Below are 19,474 nucleotides of genomic sequence, written 5' to 3'. Positions count from 1 at the left end.
GGGTTTTCTTTATTTAAAGAATATGCAGAAAGACAACATCCAATCCAAATGATAACTGCAATTGTAATGACATTTTTATTGCCAATTTTTTTTGATAATCTTGAGAATAAAAATGCTCCAAAAATGGCGATAATCTGAATAACTAAAATCGTTATGATTAATTTATATTTATCTGCTTCTTTCGGGAAAATCACAGTGCTTCCAAATGGAACTGCCATTAAGAAAATAGTCTGCATTCCGACACTGTAAAAGAAGAAACTAGAAAGGAAAAACTTTAAAGCTTTATCTGAAAAAAGTTTATTTCCTACTCTGAATAATTCTCTAAAGCTCTCTTTGGCAATATCTTTATAGAAACTGATGTTATCTTTTAATACTTCAAAAAATCCACCTTGCTCTTCGTGTCTTTTGAAGATGTTTTTATAATTTAATAAAACTAAATCTTTTGGAAGTTTCTCTTTCACATCACCAAACTGCGGTAAATGTTTAAAAGTATATTGTGAAAAACCAAACCACCAAGCTCCTGTTAATAAGAAACTTACTCTAATATAAATTTTAGCCTGATCAGGACCTTTCGCAACCACCTGAATTAAAATCAAACAGATAATTAAAAGCACAACCGAACCGATGTAACCGTAAATATATCCTTTTGCTGACAATGAATCCTGCTTATCTGGAGTTGCAATATCCGGCAAAAATGAATTATAGAATACCAAACTTCCCCAAAAGCCGACACTTGCCGTGATGCTGAAAAGCAATCCCAAAAAGACATTTTCCATTCCTGTAAACATCGCCAATCCCATACAAGAAGTTGCTCCCAAGTAACAGAAAAACTGTAGAAATGATTTTTTGTTTCCGATAGTATCTGCCAATGACGATAAGAAAGGCGATAATAATACTACCAAAAAGAATGAAATTGCGTAAGAGAAACTTAAAACCGCTTCCGGCTCATAACCTTCCCCAAAAATCTTAATCATGTGACGTACCGGAATTTCCTGTACTTCTCCCGCTTCCGGAACAAATTCTTTTTTATTATAAGCAGTCGTAAGAATGGTATAATAAATCGGAAAAATTGCAGAGGTAATAACCAAAGAATATACAGAGTTTGCCCAATCATAGACAGCCCAGGCTTTCATGATTTTCGGATTATTCTTTATATTTTGAGTCGGTTGAATTTCAGTTTCAGACATTTTCAAACTAATTAGTTGCACAAAAATAGAAAAACCGCTGAACATTCGGCAGTTTTTATTTTTTTATGGTTAAATTTTATTGATTTGTTAAAGTTAGATCCTATTTTACCACATTTAGAGAAACAAAAAATCCGGAAATATTACACTTCCGGATTTCAAAGATTTATCTAAAAACAATAATTACATATTCTCAATAACGATTGCAGAAGCACCACCACCACCATTACAGATAGCTGCAGCACCATACTTAGCGTTATTTTGCTTTAAAACATTGATCAGAGTAACAATAATTCTAGAACCAGAACTTCCAAGTGGATGACCTAAAGCTACTGCTCCACCGTTTACGTTAACCTTAGCAGCATCTAAGCCTAAAATTTTATTATTTGCCAAACCAACTACAGAAAATGCTTCGTTGAATTCAAAGAAATCAATATCCGAAATTTCTAACCCTGCCTTTTTAAGAGCGATCGGTAAAGCTTTTGAAGGAGCTGTTGTAAAGTTTTCAGGCTCGTGAGCTGCATCTGCGTAAGAAACTATTTTAGCTAAAGGTTTTAAACCTAATTCTTCCATTTTTTCTTTAGAAACAAGAATTAATGCAGAAGCACCGTCGTTTAAAGTTGATGCATTGGCTGCTGTAACGGTTCCTTCTTCTTTTTTGAAAACAGTAGGAAGTGTAGGCATTCTATCGAAATTCACCGCTTTATATTCTTCATCTTCAGCAAAAATTACCGGCTCTCCCTTTCTTTGTGGAATTGATACCGGAACAACTTCTTCAACAAATTTTCCTTCGCTCCAAGCCTTTGCAGATCTTTTGTAAGATTCAATAGCAAAATTATCCTGATCTTCTCTTGAAAAGTTATAATCTGTTGCACATTTTTCTGCACAAACTCCCATGTGTACTTTGTTGTAAACGTCTGTAAGACCGTCTAAAACCATTCCATCCTGCATTTTTACATCGCCTAATTTTGTAGCGTTTCTTGCGTTGTAGTAATGAGGAACCATCGACATATTTTCCATTCCTCCTGCAACGATAACGTCTGCATCACCTGCTTTTATCGCTTGTGCAGCCATTGTTACAGCTTTCATACCTGAAGCACAAACTTTGTTGATTGTTGTAGATGGAGTTTCGTTTGACAATCCAGCACCTAAAGCAACCTGTCTTGCCGGAGCCTGACCTTCACCTGCCTGAAGAACGTTCCCCATGTAGATTTCCTGAACATTTTTCGGGTCTAAATTAATTTTATCTAAAGCTCCTTTTACTGCTGTTGCTCCCAGTTTCGTAGCCGGAACTGTTGATAAGCTTCCCATAAAACTTCCCATTGGAGTTCTAACTGCGGAAACAATGAATACTTCTTTCATATCTTCTTTTTTATTTTAATTCTATAATTAATTTTTCTTTCTATTGAACTTCTTTTTTTCTTTTCACAAACACTAAAATAAATGCTCCTAAAAACTCAACAATCCAGCCCCACTGTAACTTGATGGTTGCAGCGAGAGTTTCTGTCCACGATTTAAAAGGTAAAAAACTAAAATAACTGAACGCTTGATATTTTGTAGCAAAAATGGTAAATGCAAATAGCAGAATTAATAAAATGCCGAAGAATTTTACAATTTTCTGACTGTTACTAATAATTCCAAATAATGCGCAAGCCGAGAAGACCCAGCAAGCTCCTGCCAAATAGTAATCTACCTTCCAGTAATTCCAGTTTCCAATGATTGGTACATGAACTAAGGGAAGAAAACTTCCAATGACAACTAAAATTAATCCTAAAAGCTGTAAATTTTTCATTATTGATTTTACAATTTTAACTGAATCTCACAATGCCAAAATACAAAAAAAAACATACTTTTTATAAGTATGTTTTAAAATCATTTATTTAAGATTGATAATATTATTTAGGCAAAAATACAACATAAAAATTATTGATTATTTAATATTAATTTAATTATTATGAATATCTTAAAATTAATACTGGTAATTTCTAAACCAATCCGAAGACCATATTTAGTGTTTAGCAGGCTATTATTATTAAGAGTATAATAATAATATTCTGAAAATTAAAATGTCAATGCCCAAAGATCTATTCCAATCTGCACTCCTTTTTTATTACGAATCAATGCTTCATTATTGAAAACAGATGTAAAATCTTTCATTATGTAAATATTAAACCCGAAATATTCTATTGAAATTTTTCCTCCAAATATAAATGGATTTAATCCTTTTGATACTGCATCTCGATTGTACACACGATTTCCAAAATCATTTTTGTACTGAAGATGGATTCTGTCATTTATTTTGGTTCCACCATAAAGACCTACACCAATACGCAATTGTTTTTTTGTGTTATCTATATAACGTACTCCTTCGTAATCTTTAAATTTTGGATTTAAAACAAATATTGCTTCCACAGGAATATAAATATAGTCTGTTCTTAACCATGCATTCTTAAAGTTATTCCCCGTAAAATCTGTGATGTAAAGATTTTTATCATCCTGCGCAAAAATTTTGTCATTGGAAGGAACGATGGTTTCAAGTCTCCAGCCTAATCCTACACGATAAAAAACGGGACTTGTAGTTTTACCCAACTGATTCTCATAACGCAAAGTGAAATTTCCAGACGTAGAGTTTTTCAGCTCATTTCCTTTAGAAAAATCAAAAAATTTATTATCTGTGAAATTTATTAGTGAAATTCCTGCAACATATCCAAAACTTTCCAAATAGTTTTTAGGATCTTCAGGCTCATCAAATTCGGGTTGTTCAAATGTAAGATCCAGCAAAGCGCCTCTAGCCGTTCGGAATAATTTATTTTCTGAACTAAGATTACTTTTAAAAAGTGCTTTTCTTACTGTTTTGCCAGTTATTTCTTCGTACTCGTCTTTCTGTTTTGCAATCTCATCATTAATTATTGCTTCATATCGAATGGCAGTTAAATTTTTCTGCTCATTCATTTCGTTTTCAGAAATTTCGCCGGCCTTCATTTTCTTTTCAAGTTCATCAAATTCAGCATTCATTTTGTTTCGTTCTTCAGTAACCAGACTGTCGACTTTGTTTGTATAATTTTCCATCTGTTTTTTCAAAGTTACTTTGCTTTGGGAAAAGGCGATTGAGAACAGAAACATAAAAGCTCCTGTTAGTAGTATTTTTTGTTTCATAATTGATGAATTATTTTTATTCGCTTGTACTGTTACTGCTGTTAAAAATGGTAATAAACTCCGGGCTTATATTTATTCTGTTGATCTTAATAATTCCCAGTCTTTTCACATTTTCATGCGCATCATCTTTCTTTTCAATACTATATTTTCGCTGAAAAATAAGATCATTAGCCGTAATATATTTTACTTTGGTTTCTTTTACAGCAGGTTGTGTTGTCGCTAGTTGAGGAGATTCAGAAATTATCTGTTCAGGTTTATTATTAATCTCAGGCTTTATACTAATTTGAGGATTTGTATTAGTAATTATTGAAATTTCATTTAAAACATCAGACTTAGTTTGAACTAATTTTTCTGAATATTTTTTTTCTAATTTTTCTGATTTAACAATCATTTCTGACTCATTATTTACTTCTTCATTTTTTAAATCAGTAACAGATTCAATTACTTCAATCGGTTTTCTTATATTTCCAGAAGATTTTTCAGTTGCAATTGTTTTTAGAATATCAGAAAATTTATTGGAATTAAAATAAAACAGACTTCCAACTGAAATCAAAAAAGCAATCACAGCAGCGTATTTCCACCACTGAAATGATGATTTTTGTACAGTTTTAGAACCTTTATCTAATTCATCTTCTATTTGATCCCAAAGATTGGCAGAAGGCTTTATTTCCAGGTCTTCGTAATTATTTTTTAATTGTTTCAGTATTTTGTTGTCCATTTTCTTTTGATTTTAAATAATCAGCAATCCATTTTTTGGCTTTGCTGAGCTGACTTTTGCTTGTTCCTTCTGAAATATTGAGAATCTCTGCAATTTCCTGATGTTTTTTATCTTCAAATACGTAGAGATTAAAAATCAATCGGTAACCTGTCGGCATTTGAGAAAAAATTTCTTCAATATTAATTTCAATCAGATTTTCATTCAGTTCTTCTTCGGAATAATCATCTGCAATCTCAATATCTGCGTATAAAATATTTTTGTTTTTCCTGACAAAAGTTATCGAATCGTTCACTACAATTTTTCTCAACCAGAAAGGAAAGCTTTTCCAGTCTTGACAGTCATTGATTTTATTAAAACATTTCAGAAAAGCATTGATTAAAATATCTTCCGCATCGTGAATATTATTCGTATAAGAATTTGCAACCGCCAACATTTTAGCTGAAAACAACTCGTAAAGCGCTTTCTGAGCTCTCCGATCCTGTTTTTTGGCAAGTTTAAAATTCTCTTCTAAATGCTTCATTGATTAGTTTCTATTGATAAGACGGCGAAATATGAAAATGGTTGCCTAAAAATAAAAAAAATTGCACTTTTTTTTCAAAAGTGCAATTCATATTCTTTAAATAAAGGAGATTAATTAATGTTTTATTTCTCTTACTTGGTTGGGATCATGTTTATGTTTAAAAACAATCGCAAAAGCAATGGTAACCAACAATGCATAGCCTGCAAAAATATACCACGAAGTTTGCCATCCGGCAAGTTGTAATGAAGGATCAGTTTGAGAGAATACATAGTGATTTACAACTTCTTGAGCTCCCAACATTCCTATTGTTGCTCCAAAACCGTTGGTCATCATCATGAAAACACCTTGTGCGCTTGAACGAATACTTTTATCTGTTTCTTTATCTACAAATAACGAACCTGAAACATTAAAGAAGTCGAATGCAATACCGTAGACAATCATAGAAAGTACAAACATCCAAACTCCGCCTCCCGGATTTCCGGTTGCGAATAATCCGAATCTTAAAACCCATGCAAACATTGCCATTAACATTACTTTTTTAATTCCGTATCGTTTTAAAAAGAATGGAATTAATAAAATACAAAGCGTTTCTGATACCTGAGACAGAGAAATTAACGCATTTGCATTACTTGCACCCCATGTATAGGCAAATTCAGGAATTTCTTTAAAACTTGTAATAAATGGATTTGCATAACCATTGGTAATCTGTAAAGAAACGCCTAAAAACATTGAGAAAATAAAGAAGATTGCCATCTTTTTCTCTTTAAACAAAGCAAAAGCTTTCAAACCTAAAGCATCAGACAAAGTTCTTTTTTCATCACTTTTGTTAACAGGACAGTTAGGTAAAGTAAATGAATAGATGAATAAAATTATTCCTAAAACACCTGAAACAAAAAACTGACTGTAACTGTTCTGAAAACTTGGGAAATTACTTTCATTGGAGAAATTGAAGCTGAAATTCTCATCTTTAATTCCTGCAAAATTCACAAATAACATAGCACAGATAAATCCTACAGTTCCTAGAGTACGAATTGGCGGGAATGCTTTAATTGTATCAAAATTATTATTAACCAAAACCGTGTACGCCACTGAATTTGACAATGCAATACTGGGCATATAGAAAGTTACACTTAAACTATAAAGTAGGAAAAGTTTAGAAAACTCCACCTCTGCACCTGCTGACATTCCGTAATATCCTGCCCAAATTAAAAAAACTGCGGCAAGAAAATGTGAAATACCTAGAAGTTTTTGAGCCTGAATCCATCTGTCTGCAATGATTCCCATAATGGCAGGCATAAAAATAGAAACAATTCCCTGCATTGCATAGAAAAGTCCAATTTTAGAACCTAATCCAACCGAGCCTAAATAATTCCCCATCGAAGTTAGGTAAGCCCCCCAAACCCCAAACTGTAGAAAGCTCAGGATGGTCAATCGTAATTTTAAATTCATGTTTTAATTATAATATCTTTAATCAATATTCTTTTTTCGCCTTTTGATTTCCTCCTGAATTTCAAGAGCGGTATCAAAATCTTCTTCTTTTACAGCTTCGTCAAGCAATTTTTGCAGTTCATCCATTGAAATAGATTTCAAACTATCTTCCGTCTGTATGGTTTCAGAAAAATGCTCTTCTTCTTTAGCCACTTCTTCTAATTCCAATAAAATTCCAGCTTCACTTAAAACTTGCTGCGTAGTATAAATTGGCGCATCAAATCTTACTGCCATTGCAACTGCATCGGAAGTTCTTGCATCAAGAATCATTTCTTCTTCAGTTTCGGAATTTTTAAAGTTTATATTTGAAAAGAAAACGCCATCTACAATCTGATAAATAATTACAGAAACCAACTGATAATTGGCGGAAACGATAAATTTCGTAAATAAATCATGCGTAAGCGGACGTGGCGGATGAATATCTTTTTCAAGGCCTAAAGAAATGGATTGTGCCTCAAAATTCCCGATAACTACGGGCAATTTTACGTTTGTTTCTTCATGTTCCAATAGCAATGCGTATGCTCCAGATTGTGTCTGACTGTACGATATTCCGCGTATGATTAGCTGTTTATAATCCATGGCTACAAATATAAATTAATTTTTCAAAGTTTTTTTTACTTTTTAGACAAAAATAAAAGCCCGGAAGCCGAGCTTTTATTTATATTATTGCTGATTGTCAAAGGTCAATAGTAAATTTTGCTTTGCAAGTGAATTAGTTGAATTAAAAAATTGACGAGTAAAGCGAATTAGACTATTTACAATTACTTTCTTATCCTTTGATTGCCTTAATTTTCTCTGTTAATGCAGGAATAATCTGGAAAGCATCTCCTACTACACCATAATCAGCTGATTTGAAGAACGGAGCTTCAGCGTCGCTATTGATTACAACGATTGTTTTAGAAGAGTTTACTCCCGCCAAATGCTGAATTGCACCAGAAATACCGATTGCAATATAAAGATTTGGAGCAATTGCTTTACCGGTTTGTCCAACGTGTTCTGTGTGAGGTCTCCATCCGATGTCTGAAACCGGTTTTGAACAAGCTGTTGCAGCGCCTAAAACGTTTGCTAGCTCTTCCACCATTCCCCAATTTTCAGGACCTTTCATCCCTCTACCTGCAGAAACTACTACCTCAGCTTCTTTAAGGTCTAATTTACCTGAACTCTGCTCGTGAGAAATTACTTTAGTATCTTCGTTAGCTACTGAAAGGTTTTTAACTTCTTCAGAACCTGAAACTGCATTTTCTTTAACACCGAAAGCATTTTGAGAAACCGTAAGAATTACACCAGTTCCTTCAGCTTTTGCGTGCATGAAACCTTTTCCAGAGAAAGCTTTTCTTTTCACCTGAAACGGAGACTGACTTTCCGGAGCTTCCAAAACATTTGTAATTAAAGAAAAGTTCTTCATTACAGCCAACATTGGAGCTACAGAAGAAGCATCTGTTGTGTGAGGGAATACTAAAATATTTCCGTCGGCAACTTCACTTACAGCTTGTGCATAAGCTTTTGCCGAGAAATTTTTAAGACCTTCATCTTTGATGTTGATTACGTTTGTTGCTCCATATTTATACAATAAATCTGAAGAATCTGTTGGGTTTACAGAGATTGCTGTAACGGTATCTCCTGCTTGATCAGCCACTGCTTTAGCATAAGAAACTGCTTCAAAAGCTGCTTTTTTGTAAATTCCGTTTATATTTTCTGCGTATACGAATACTGCCATTTTTTTAATTTTTAGGTTTTAGGAATTAGATGTTAGGAATTAAGTTAAAAATAGTTTTAAACTATGACCTTATACCTGAAATCTGTTATCTTTTTTAAATTACTTTAGCTTCCTCGTGAAGAAGTCTTACCAACTCATCTAAGTTATCTGGAGAAACTATTTTCACAGCTGCTCTTGGTGGAACAGAGTCATAAGAAACTCCCTGAACTTTCACTTCAGAAGAAGTAGGCTCAACAACCTGCAAAGGTTTTGTTCTTGCAGACATAATTCCTCTCATATTTGGAATAATCAAATCTTTCTCATCTACCAAACCTTTCTGACCAGCGATTACAGCAGGTAATTTCACAGAAATAGTTTCTTTACCTCCTTCAATTTCTCTTACAGCAGTCACTTCATTTCCGTTTACATCTAAACCAACTGAAGCGTTTACGAAAGGCTGATTCAACAATTGAGCAACCATTCCGGGAACAGAACCACCATTGTAATCGATAGATTCTTTACCACAAAGAACTAAATCATAACCACCGTTCTGAGCTACAGAAGCAATTTCTTTTGCTGTAGAATAGCTGTCTTTTGGATCAAGATTTACTCTTACCGCATCATTTGCACCGATTGCCAAAGCTTTTCTGATTACAGGTTCTGTTACAGCATCACCAACATTGATTACAGTAACAGTTGCTCCTTGAGACTCCTGTAACTTAATCGCTTTTGTTAAAGCAAACTCATCCAAAGGATTGATAACCCACTGAATACCGTTTTTGTCGAATGCAGATTTGTCTGCTGTAAAGTTGATTTTTGAAGTAGTATCCGGAACACTACTGATACAAACTAATATTTTCATTACTATATATTTTTCTGTTTTGCTTCGTAAAATGGTTAGATTTTCAGAAGCTATTTTTGTTTGTTAAGTTTTGTAAATATAAATAAAAAATATATTATGCATGCATAATACTTATTTATTTATTATTCAGCGCATTATATGTTTCTAAGCATTTGGTTTTGTTGCTCTAAACTCAATCTTACTTGGTAAAACTCTTGGATTCATTTTTAAAATATCCAATACGAGATTTCCCATATCATCCGGCTGAATTTTCCATGCGTCTTTTTCAGAAGGAATATTTCCGTTGAAATTAGTAGCAACAGAACCAGGCATAATTACAGTAGATTTAATATTATATTTTCTTAAATCGATCATTGCAGCTTGTGTAAAACCTACAACACCGAATTTTGATGCGTTGTAACCCGTTCCGTTTTCAAAGAAATTTGCTCCTGCCAAGCTTGAAATGGTAATATAATAGCCTTCTGATTTCTTTAATTCTTCAACTGATGCCTTTAAAGTATGAAAAACTCCGGTTAAATTGGTGTCGATCATCTCGTTCCATTCTCTTGTACTTAATTCATCAACTGGTTTAAAAATTCCTAAACCAGCATTAGCAATGACGAAATCTAACCTTCCGAATTTTTTAATAATATCTTTAACAGCATCATATTCGTTTTCAATACTTTTTACATCAGAAACTAATCCTAAAACATTCTGAGAATATTGTTTTAAATCATTCTCCACTTTTTCAACATCTTCTTTTATTCTTCCCGAAAATGCAACTGAAACACCATTTTGAAGTAATATTTTTGCAATTCCATATCCCACACCTTTTGTTCCACCTGTAATATAAGCAACTTTATTTTCTATCATTTTTTTAATTTTTAAAACTCTAAAATAGCAAAAACGCCCCAATTTGGAGCGTTTTGTTAGAGTGAAATTAGTCAGTAATTTATTTCTTGATGAATTTTTTGGTATACTTATTTTCTTTGGTTTCTATTGTAATAACATAATTACCTGAAACCAAATGACTAACATTTACCCTATTGCCATCTAATCTAAAATTAACTTTCTTACCAGATGTGTCATAGATTTCAACTTTAGTAATTTGTGATTGTACTTTAATGTTTAAGAAATCACCTGCTGGGTTTGGGTAAAGCTGCAATTCATTTTGAGATTGTCCTATTTCAGATAATGGTTTTGAGGAATCCAGTTTGCTAACATTTGTCTGACAGTCTTCAATTATTGCTGAAAATGAAGCTCCATATTCTATTTCCGAATCAGGTTCCATAAGGATATATTTACCCGCCTTAAAATCAACCGAATTACCTGACTGTACAAGATAATGACTTCCAGTGTAAATATATTCTGAAGCCTGATAACCGACATTAGGATTGGTTTCTGTTGTATAAAACGAATAATACTGAGGACAATTGTTTCCTGGACCACAAATAGATTCTCTATCGGTAACGAAAATAACGTCCGAAATGGTAATTATGCAGCCAGAAGTATTGGTATATGTATAATAAACTGTATGTGTACCAAGACCAGCTGCATTAGCATTAAAAGTATTTCCTGTTACCCCATTTCCAGAAAATGTTCCGTTAAAATAAGAACCAGTCAGATAAAGAGATAAATCACTAAGCACGTTGTTCGGGCAAATATACTGTGGAAGATCAAGTGTCATATCAATCGTATTTTCTAAAGCGATGATTGATACGTTATCTACAAAATAATAACAGGCGCCAAAATCATTAGGCACACTGCTGTCATTATAATTATTATAACCACAGCCATTTACCCCTTGTGGAGATGGAGTATTAGAAACAAAATCAATATTACTCAATCCTCCTAAATATAATGTTGTCTGACCTGCAACACTACCTGTCGTAAAATCAAAAGTAATGGTTTTCCAGATACTTGCATTGGTAGCATAATTAGAATCAGTAAATAACATAGCAGGATTCGTGATAGGAATTTCACCATATCCCGGGTAAGAAGTGTTATTATTAGATAAATAGGCTTGAAATTTAATCGCATTTTTACTATTTCCTTCTGCTAAAGAAACCTGAAAGCTTAATCTGTACTTGGTATTGGGCAATAAAGGACTTGCAAGCGTCGTTTTAATCGATTCAGAATATATTGAATTTCCGTAACTTTTTCTTACCACCATTCCTGCATATCCTTTGTTATTAGCAACATTATCTGGTTGGTAACCCATCATATTACAAGGAGTTCTTATCGCAGGATCTGTATAACTTCCATTAAAATAATCTGCACCTCCAGTGATAATATGAGCATCTGACCAATTACAAGCTTTATTTATATTTCCAATACCTTGTGAAGGTAAAAAGCTTTCAAATTGTGGATTAATGACCAAATTCGCATTCGGATTACATCCCGTTCCTGTAGGCGGTGTACAGTTATTCTGCTCATTAATATAAACATAAACGTACGTAATATTTCCTTTTTTTCCGGAAGAATTTACAGGAATATATCTTAATAAATGCAAACCAGCTACAGAACTTGAATAAGTAACAGATGTACCTGCTGTACCTGAAGTAACTGACAGCGTTGCCGTAGAATCAAAAATATCTTCAAGACATTCAAAACCCGCAGCATCAAAGTCATTGCTCAGAAGGTTTGATAAATTGATATTTGCTCCTGGATTTCCAGTAAAAGTGATTGTTCCGTTTGTATAGTTTATTCCGTCATTAGAACCAGCAACAGTAATTCCTGTTAATTGTCCCGAATAACTGGTCGTACCATTATATGTTGTACTAACCCCAAATGTACTGCTTACACTATATCCCAGATCCACCAATACATTTTTCTCTTCTTGTTTAAGATATCTTCTAATCGAATTGGTTGCGTAAGCACTTTCCGTAACAAAATTCGGATTTGGCGATACACAACTACCATCAAAATGGCTTAAACTGCTTGATTCTGTAAATCCTGGAGGAGTAAATACGGGAACATTTGAAAGTCCGACATATCTTATTTTACTACTGCAAAGATTATTTGGAGGACTCAGTATACTATTGCTTAAAACATTATTAAACGAATAATTATACATTTCTCCACAAGCTGAAGAAGCTTTTTTTAATAAAAACTCTGCAGCAGTATTGTTCTTTAAAAACGCATCATATCGGGTAAAGTAATTAAATCCTGTTCCAAATTTAGAATTACCAGAAGCATTGATTAAACTTGAAAATCCTACAGCGTGGGTTATCTCGTGCAAAACCACAGAATACAAATCGTATAAACCAGGAAAAGATGCAACTGAAAGATTAGTATTCCAGTTTATTGAAGAATCTGAAAAATTGAAGGCCATCATCCCATGGTAAAACAAGCCGGAAACTCCTGAACTTGATCCGTTTGAGTTTACCGGTGAAAAAACACCGTCATATGAATCGGTACCTAAATGAATTGTTTTCCACATTTCATTATCTGAAATACCACCAAATCCTGCTGTAGCATTATAAGGCATGCTGTAGAAAGAGCTTGCAAGACCCAAAACTCCACTTGGAGTATTTGGAGCAGGTATTGCGTTATTGATGTTTCTTACCCATATATTTACCTTATTATTTAATCCGTTTGTTTTTAACGGAGAATTTATAAAGTCTGAAAGATCATTAAAAACACGGCATACTACATTTCTTCTTGCCATATGTGCCGGATTTGATGCGTCTTCCATTCCTGATCCCGTTTCAAAGTATAAATTGAAAAAGCCACAAGACATTGGTGCCGGATTTGTAGATTTGTTTGCTGTTCCGCTCAAACTCTCTCTCTCGTTGCCAATGAGAATATCAGAAGGATCATATTTGTTACCATAATGATCGAATATGTTATCTAATGTACCACCCGGGCTCATATAGATTTTATCATTTTTAGTTTGTCCTTTTGTTTGACATAAAATATTGGTCAGACAAACCATAAAAATGAAAAATATTGTATGTTTTCTCATATTTTCATTTTTTATTATTAGACAAATTATTTTGATTGATAAGCAAAGAATTAAGCTTGTTTTTCATATCGTCGATTTCTCTTCGATTTGATTCTAATTCTATTTTTTGATTTTGATTGATTTTGTTCTGATCGATCAAATACAACGTCAGTTCCTCTACTTTTTTAAGCAAAAGAATATTCATTTCTTTAAGCTCAATACCATTAGCAATCGCTTCTTCTGTGGTAGGAACTTCTGGTAAATGTCCTTTATCAGAAATATAAGCTTGCAAATCATTTAATGGCATAAGCTTATAGTCTTTATTGAAAACATAATCTGCCCAACCGTTATTGGCAGCGATTTCTACTTTTATTCTTTCGGTTTTAATGCCGTCTTTTACGAAAAGACGATATTCTTGGCAGCTTGAACAGTCTACCTCATATGTTCCCATACCAATTTTTGAGGAATTTGAAATATAAAATGTTGGTGGTGCAATATTGTTATCTAATTGCAAATAAAGAGGATAAATATGCAGACCTTTTGCAAGCTTCGTAATATAAAAATCGATTTCTTCTTGTCGACCATTTCCAAAGATTAAGCTATTTCTTACATTAGGAGCTATCCTGCTATCATACAATATTCTAATATTTCCTGCACCAACATTTAGTTTATCAATGTTGGTACCAGTTCCGATACTTACATTTCCCCTTCTGTAAATATGATCTGAAGTAGTTTGCGGTCCATCCCATTGCTGAGCGAATAAAGCATTTGAAAATAAGGCACACGCTGCCAATAGAAAGATTTTTTTCATGGTATAAATTTTATGATTTAGTTATTGTTTTAATACTGAGTTTTACGTAAATGTTCGCAGCTAAAAAATATTCATTCTTTAACAGATTACTGAATTATTTAACCCACATGAGTGCTGTATCAAAGAATAATGACAACTACACTGACATTTATTACTCAAAATGACAGAAATTAATTGGAAAGTTTTTTTTAATTAATTGATTAACTACTGAATTACTTAGATGTATTTATTTTCTTCTCAAGCATTTCGATACGGATATTCTGTTCATCAATATTTTTTTGCTGTTGTAACGTGTATAAAGTAAGTTCTTCTATTTTTTTAAGCAAAAGAATATTCATTTCTTTAAGTTCAATACCGTTAGCAATAGCTTCTTCCGTGGTAGGAATTTCTGGTAAATGACCTTTTTCATTAATGTAAGATTGCAAGTCATTTAAAGACATCAGTTTATAATCTTTCTTGAAAACATAATCTGCCCAACCATTATTGGCTGCAATTTCTACTTTCACTTTTTCGGTTTTGATGCCGTCTTTAACGAAGAGACGATATCCATCTCCGCTTGACTGGTTTATTGCATTAGTACCCATCCCAATTTTTCCATTCAGGTAGGAGACATAAAATATTTTATGTCTTTCATCAATTATACCTGAAATGTTAGTATTTTCAAATGACGGAAAGATATACAATCCCGGGTTTGTACTTATTGCCATCCCGTTTTGATCATCATTTAAATACTGCATGGTAAAATATGAATCTGCAGACAGGTTACCTCTTGTCGATTTATATCCGAAATACAAACGAGGACTGTCACTGCCTGCAATTAAGTTTTCCTGAAAATAAGCTAATCTTAAGTGCCCCCCAATATTAACTAAAGAATTACCAATAGTAGGACCAATACTTACTTTTCCATTTCTGGAAATAGGATCCGTAAAATTTTGAGGTCCATCCCACTGTTGTGAAAATAAAGAATTTGAAAACAAGGCACAGATAGCCAGTAAAGCGATTTTTTTCATGGTTAATATTTTGATGTTATTTAGTTTTTAAATATACAAAAAAAATTATTCACAATGCATTGAAACAAAAAAAAAAAAAATAGTTCCAAAAAGTACGATTTTTTTTTATTTATTTTTAAAATAAAAAATTTCAAAAAAAGGCACATATACCAATTAACCCTATTTTTTTCATGTTTAATATTTTCATTTTATTTATTTTTTAAATAAACAAAAAAAATTATTCACAATGCATTCAAAAAAAAAAAAAATCGTTCCAAAAAGAACGATTTTTTATAATGTATTTAATAAGCTACTATTTTTTGATGAATTTTTTGGTCAATAAACCATTTTCTGTTTTTAAACCCAGCATGTAAACTCCACTTGGTAATTTTCTTACATCTACTTTGCCATCTGCAAAGTTAGCATCAGATCTTACTCCCGTCATATCATAAATGTAAGCATTTAAAATTTTTGCTTTAGATTCTACAGTAATAAAATCATTTGCAGGACTTGGGAATATAGATACAGACTGTTCTTTTAATACCACATCACTTGTTGCTAAATTTAAGCTTTCTGTTGCTACTGCTCTCGCTATCATATTATCAAACAAATGAGTAGATGTAACCGTATTAGTTCCAACCAAATCGTAAGCTGCATAATCTATTTCAGCTGGTGATGTAATCAATGTCCCTGTAATTACTTTTGAAAATCCGGGACCTTTAAACGTTACTGTACCATTTGTCGCATTATAAGCAAATCCAAGTCTCACCCATGTATTTGCAGGTAATGTTACAGCTGCTGGAGTTGTACCAGCACCAACATCTGTACTAGAATTTGTACCAGTAGATGTAGTATATAGTCCAAGAACAGTTTTAGTAGCTTGATGTACTGTTAATCCACAAAAAACCTTTCCTGCAGGATCATCAATAACTTCTATTCCACCGCCATTATCGCTTGTAGAGGCAGCTCCTGTAAAATAATCATATTCAACCTGGAAAACATTGTTCCCAGCAGTTCTTGTAGTCCAAGCCGCTGCTAAACCATTTTTCCACATATAACGATAACCGCTTGCAGTAGCGGGAACAGAAATTTGTAATGCTTTTCCAGTTCCTGAAACTACAATAGAATAATCTGAAGCAGCACCACCATAAAGTGCATATACTGGTGATGATTGCCCTATTGCAGTAGCAGTATTGAGTGCATCAAAATTTTCTTGCTGAAGAATCTGTGCTGTTCCGTAAATAGATCCCAACAGCATTAAAGATAGTAATGTTTTTTTCATAATATTTTTAAATTTTCGATAAAGTTAATATATTTTTCTCTATTCTTAAATAATAATTTATTAATTCTCTTATAGTAGAATTTACATTTAAAAATACCATAAATCTCCAACAAACGAAAATTAATTATGTAAAAAAAGCACTCCAAATTGGAGTGCTTTATGTATTGATGTTATTATCAAAAATTATTTTTTAATAAATTTCTCTGTAGAAATACCATCTTTTGTTTCAATGTTAATTAAATAAGTTCCTGCAGGAAGACTTCTTACATCTACTTTATCTCCATCTAATTTCACATTCACTTTTCTACCTGTAAAATCTATAACAGAAATTGCATTGATTTTAGAGTCTGTTTTGATGTTTAAGATATCTGAAGTTGGATTAGGAGAAATCGCTATTCCTACATTTCCAACAGTTTTAACATCTTTAATACCTAATGTTGCTGCATTTGTATATTGCAAGTTAACATTATCAACTGCTGCTTGATTTGCGATAGTATTTCCAGCTAAAGTAAGAGAAACGACATCAAACTCGGTAGGAGTCATACCCGTAGTGAAAGTATAAGCTGCATTACTAAAACTAAATGCTCCCTCTGGAGTTGTCCATGTGTAAGCTCCAGTAGTTTTATTATAAGTAAAAGATACAGAAACCCAAGTATTAGCCGCAAATGTAGAAGTTCCTATACCAATATTATAAAAAGCTGCCGTAGGTGATGGTACGGTTGCAGTTGGGACAGGTGTTAATCTTCCCATACCACTTATTTTCTTAGTAGCATAATCATAATTAATACCTACAATGCCATTGGTAGCATCATATAGAGCAAATTGAATTTTTCCAGCACCTGTTGCTGGACCTGTATAAAATTCTAATGCACCACTCAAAATATTATTGGATGCTGTTGCAGTTGTAGATATATTTTTAAATGCAAATCTATTGTTAGTATTTGTTCCAGTTGCAGGTGGTGCGCCATTTCCAGAAGTCAATCGTAAAGAGTTACCGTGAGCAGCATCAATTACTACTATTTGAAAATCTGCTGGAGTTCCATTCCCAATATAATATCCGCCTTGCCCCACTGTTGCACCTGTAACATCAGTACCTACATTTCCAGCAGTTAAAGAGTTATAATTATCATTAGCTATTGATTGAGCTTGCCCAAACATCATCATTGTTGCAGAAGTCAACAATAAAGTAGATAGAATTTTTTTCATAAACTTAATTTTTAATTATTTGAATGTAAATATAAAAAATCTTTAAACATCTTAGTGTAAAAAAATGTTAAAATAAAAAAATCCTTAAGAAAAACTTCTTAAGGATCATTATTTATCAAGTTAATTCGTTTTTTTACTATTTCGAATAATTTTCGAAAAACATAGGAATACTCTCAATTCCTTTATAGAAATTAAACAAACCGTAATGTTCATTTGGTGAATGAATTGCATCAGAATCAAGACCAAATCCCATCAAAACAGATTTTGCACCTAAAACCTGCTCAAACATTGATGTAATAGGAATACTTCCACCACCTCTGTAAGGAAGAACTTCTTTCCCGAAAGCGGTTTGCATAGCATTTTTAGCCGCTAAATATTCTTTTGTATCTGTTGGCAAAACATACGGCATTCCACCATGATGAGGAGTTACTTTCACTCTTACATTTGCCGGAGCTATTTTCTCAAAATATTTAGTGAATTTTTCTGTAATCTCTTCAGGAGTCTGATAAGGAACCAAACGCATAGAAATTTTAGCAGAAGCTTTAGAAGGAATCACGGTTTTTGCACCTTCACCTGTATAACCGCCCCAAATTCCGTTACAGTCTAATGTTGGGCGAATAGAAGTTCTTTCCAAAGTTGTATATCCTTTTTCTCCTTCAACATCATTCAAACCAATTGATTTTTTAAATTCTGCAGGATTATCTTTCAATTTATTCATTTCTGCTCTTTCTTCATCAGAAACCGCTTCTACATTATCATAAAAACCATCAATTAAAATACGCCCATCATCATCGATTAATTTAGCAATCATCCGTGATAAAACATGAATAGGGTTTGGAACTGCACCTCCATAAAGCCCGGAATGCAAATCTCTGTTTGGCCCTTCTACTTCAACTTCCACATAGCTTAAACCTCTCAGACCTGTTGTAACAGTCGGTTGCTCGTTGCTGTAAATATGCGTATCAGAAATCAAAATACAGTCACAAGAAAGCTTTTCTTTGTTCTCATTTACCCAACTTCCTAAACTTACAGAACCTACTTCTTCCTCACCTTCCAAGATAAATTTCACATTACAAGGCAGAGAATTCGTTTTCATCATGGCTTCAAAAGCTTTGATTTGCATAAAAAACTGTCCTTTATCATCCGCAGAACCTCTTGCAAAAATAGCTCCTTCAGGATGAAGTTCAGTTTTCTCAATATAAGGCTCAAAAGGTGGTTTTTTCCACAATTCTAAAGGATCTGCAGGTTGTACATCGTAATGACCATAAACCAAAACCGTAGGAAGCTTTTCGTCGATTAGTTTTTCACCAAAAACAATAGGATAACCTTTTGTAGTACAAACTTCAACGTTATCTGCTCCTGCATTTTTAAGGTGTTCTGCACAAACTTCAGCACATTTTAAAACGTCGTTGCTATATGCCGGATCAGCAGAAATAGAAGGAATTCTAAGTAACTCAAACAATTCATCAACAAAACGCTGTTTGTTTTCGTTGATGTAATTTAATGTTTCTTGCATTGTAAATTAAATTTTGTTAAAATTAAAAAAATTGTCTATCACCGCAAACAAAAAGGTTTAATTTAATTTAGAGTGCTTGAATGTTTATTCAACAAAAAAATCCCGCAAAAAGCAGGATTTT

Annotated in this window: 17 protein-coding genes; all 17 read right to left on the bottom strand. The window is 33.1% G+C overall.

The window, feature by feature from the left end; genetic code table 11:
• A partial coding sequence (locus tag OEA66_RS08190) for an MFS transporter (protein ID WP_267280907.1) occupies positions 1 to 1,187 on the bottom strand: 1,187 nt, incomplete at its 3' end.
• A 180-nt stretch (positions 1,188 to 1,367) separates the two neighbouring features.
• Positions 1,368 to 2,546, bottom strand: coding sequence for an acetyl-CoA C-acyltransferase (locus OEA66_RS08185; RefSeq protein ID WP_267280906.1), 1,179 nt, complete (start codon positions 2,544 to 2,546; stop codon positions 1,368 to 1,370).
• A gap of 40 nt (positions 2,547 to 2,586) precedes the next feature.
• Positions 2,587 to 2,976 carry a hypothetical protein gene (locus OEA66_RS08180; RefSeq protein ID WP_267280905.1) on the bottom strand — a complete coding sequence of 130 codons (390 nt, stop codon included), beginning with the start codon at positions 2,974 to 2,976 and terminating at the stop codon, positions 2,587 to 2,589.
• 269 nt (positions 2,977 to 3,245) lie between these two features.
• Positions 3,246 to 4,340, bottom strand: a complete 1,095-nt coding sequence (locus OEA66_RS08175; RefSeq protein WP_267280904.1) for a hypothetical protein — start codon at positions 4,338 to 4,340, stop codon at positions 3,246 to 3,248.
• 16 nt (positions 4,341 to 4,356) lie between these two features.
• Positions 4,357 to 5,058, bottom strand: coding sequence for a hypothetical protein (locus OEA66_RS08170; protein WP_267280903.1), 702 nt, complete (start codon positions 5,056 to 5,058; stop codon positions 4,357 to 4,359).
• On the bottom strand, positions 5,024 to 5,578 hold the full coding sequence (locus tag OEA66_RS08165; RefSeq protein ID WP_267280902.1) for an RNA polymerase sigma factor: 555 nt from the start codon (positions 5,576 to 5,578) through the stop codon (positions 5,024 to 5,026). Before OEA66_RS08165 ends, OEA66_RS08170 begins: the two co-directional genes overlap by 35 nt.
• A 114-nt stretch (positions 5,579 to 5,692) precedes the next feature.
• A complete protein-coding gene (locus OEA66_RS08160; protein WP_267280901.1) occupies positions 5,693 to 7,027 on the bottom strand; it encodes an MFS transporter in 1,335 nt (444 codons plus the stop codon).
• An 18-nt stretch (positions 7,028 to 7,045) separates the two neighbouring features.
• On the bottom strand, positions 7,046 to 7,645 hold the full coding sequence (locus OEA66_RS08155) for a bifunctional nuclease family protein (RefSeq protein WP_267280900.1): 600 nt from the start codon (positions 7,643 to 7,645) through the stop codon (positions 7,046 to 7,048).
• A gap of 190 nt (positions 7,646 to 7,835) precedes the next feature.
• Entirely contained in the window at positions 7,836 to 8,783 is a 948-nt protein-coding gene (locus OEA66_RS08150; RefSeq protein ID WP_267280899.1) for an electron transfer flavoprotein subunit alpha/FixB family protein, read from the bottom strand.
• 94 nt (positions 8,784 to 8,877) lie between these two features.
• Positions 8,878 to 9,624 carry an electron transfer flavoprotein subunit beta/FixA family protein gene (locus OEA66_RS08145; protein WP_267280898.1) on the bottom strand — a complete coding sequence of 249 codons (747 nt, stop codon included), beginning with the start codon at positions 9,622 to 9,624 and terminating at the stop codon, positions 8,878 to 8,880.
• 144 nt (positions 9,625 to 9,768) lie between these two features.
• Positions 9,769 to 10,476 (bottom strand): SDR family oxidoreductase, encoded by a 708-nt coding sequence (locus OEA66_RS08140; protein WP_267280897.1) that lies wholly within the window; start codon positions 10,474 to 10,476, stop codon positions 9,769 to 9,771.
• A 79-nt stretch (positions 10,477 to 10,555) separates the two neighbouring features.
• Complete coding sequence (locus tag OEA66_RS08135) at positions 10,556 to 13,570, bottom strand: T9SS type A sorting domain-containing protein (protein ID WP_267280896.1); 3,015 nt, start codon at positions 13,568 to 13,570, stop codon at positions 10,556 to 10,558.
• Between the two features lie 4 nt (positions 13,571 to 13,574).
• A complete protein-coding gene (locus tag OEA66_RS08130) occupies positions 13,575 to 14,360 on the bottom strand; it encodes a hypothetical protein (protein ID WP_267280895.1) in 786 nt (261 codons plus the stop codon).
• A 212-nt stretch (positions 14,361 to 14,572) separates the two neighbouring features.
• Positions 14,573 to 15,370 carry a hypothetical protein gene (locus tag OEA66_RS08125; RefSeq protein WP_267280894.1) on the bottom strand — a complete coding sequence of 266 codons (798 nt, stop codon included), beginning with the start codon at positions 15,368 to 15,370 and terminating at the stop codon, positions 14,573 to 14,575.
• A 292-nt stretch (positions 15,371 to 15,662) separates the two neighbouring features.
• Positions 15,663 to 16,631 (bottom strand): T9SS type A sorting domain-containing protein, encoded by a 969-nt coding sequence (locus OEA66_RS08120; RefSeq protein WP_267280893.1) that lies wholly within the window; start codon positions 16,629 to 16,631, stop codon positions 15,663 to 15,665.
• Positions 16,632 to 16,814: 183 nt separating this feature from the next.
• On the bottom strand, positions 16,815 to 17,813 hold the full coding sequence (locus tag OEA66_RS08115; protein ID WP_267280892.1) for a T9SS type A sorting domain-containing protein: 999 nt from the start codon (positions 17,811 to 17,813) through the stop codon (positions 16,815 to 16,817).
• A gap of 160 nt (positions 17,814 to 17,973) precedes the next feature.
• Positions 17,974 to 19,353 carry a dipeptidase gene (locus OEA66_RS08110; protein ID WP_267280891.1) on the bottom strand — a complete coding sequence of 460 codons (1,380 nt, stop codon included), beginning with the start codon at positions 19,351 to 19,353 and terminating at the stop codon, positions 17,974 to 17,976.
• Positions 19,354 to 19,474 lie beyond the last annotated feature (121 nt).

Source organism: Chryseobacterium luquanense (genome assembly GCF_026460945.1).
GTDB lineage: Bacteria > Bacteroidota > Bacteroidia > Flavobacteriales > Weeksellaceae > Chryseobacterium > Chryseobacterium luquanense.
This window is presented reverse-complemented; position numbering and strand designations above follow the sequence as displayed.

Excerpts from the sequence above, each read along its gene's own strand:
- OEA66_RS08120 (WP_267280893.1), bottom strand. The coding sequence starts at position 16,631 with ATGAAAAAAACATTACTATCTTTAATGCTGTTGGGATCTATTTACGGA.
- OEA66_RS08125 (WP_267280894.1), bottom strand. The coding sequence starts at position 15,370 with ATGAAAAAAATCGCTTTACTGGCTATCTGTGCCTTGTTTTCAAATTCT.
- OEA66_RS08185 (WP_267280906.1), bottom strand. The coding sequence starts at position 2,546 with ATGAAAGAAGTATTCATTGTTTCCGCAGTTAGAACTCCAATGGGAAGT.
- OEA66_RS08145 (WP_267280898.1), bottom strand. The coding sequence starts at position 9,624 with ATGAAAATATTAGTTTGTATCAGTAGTGTTCCGGATACTACTTCAAAA.
- OEA66_RS08175 (WP_267280904.1), bottom strand. The coding sequence starts at position 4,340 with ATGAAACAAAAAATACTACTAACAGGAGCTTTTATGTTTCTGTTCTCA.
- OEA66_RS08180 (WP_267280905.1), bottom strand. The coding sequence starts at position 2,976 with ATGAAAAATTTACAGCTTTTAGGATTAATTTTAGTTGTCATTGGAAGT.
- OEA66_RS08130 (WP_267280895.1), bottom strand. The coding sequence starts at position 14,360 with ATGAAAAAAATCTTTCTATTGGCAGCGTGTGCCTTATTTTCAAATGCT.
- OEA66_RS08150 (WP_267280899.1), bottom strand. The coding sequence starts at position 8,783 with ATGGCAGTATTCGTATACGCAGAAAATATAAACGGAATTTACAAAAAA.
- OEA66_RS08165 (WP_267280902.1), bottom strand. The coding sequence starts at position 5,578 with ATGAAGCATTTAGAAGAGAATTTTAAACTTGCCAAAAAACAGGATCGG.
- OEA66_RS08160 (WP_267280901.1), bottom strand. The coding sequence starts at position 7,027 with ATGAATTTAAAATTACGATTGACCATCCTGAGCTTTCTACAGTTTGGG.
- OEA66_RS08170 (WP_267280903.1), bottom strand. The coding sequence starts at position 5,058 with ATGGACAACAAAATACTGAAACAATTAAAAAATAATTACGAAGACCTG.
- OEA66_RS08155 (WP_267280900.1), bottom strand. The coding sequence starts at position 7,645 with ATGGATTATAAACAGCTAATCATACGCGGAATATCGTACAGTCAGACA.
- OEA66_RS08110 (WP_267280891.1), bottom strand. The coding sequence starts at position 19,353 with ATGCAAGAAACATTAAATTACATCAACGAAAACAAACAGCGTTTTGTT.
- OEA66_RS08135 (WP_267280896.1), bottom strand. The coding sequence starts at position 13,570 with ATGAGAAAACATACAATATTTTTCATTTTTATGGTTTGTCTGACCAAT.
- OEA66_RS08140 (WP_267280897.1), bottom strand. The coding sequence starts at position 10,476 with ATGATAGAAAATAAAGTTGCTTATATTACAGGTGGAACAAAAGGTGTG.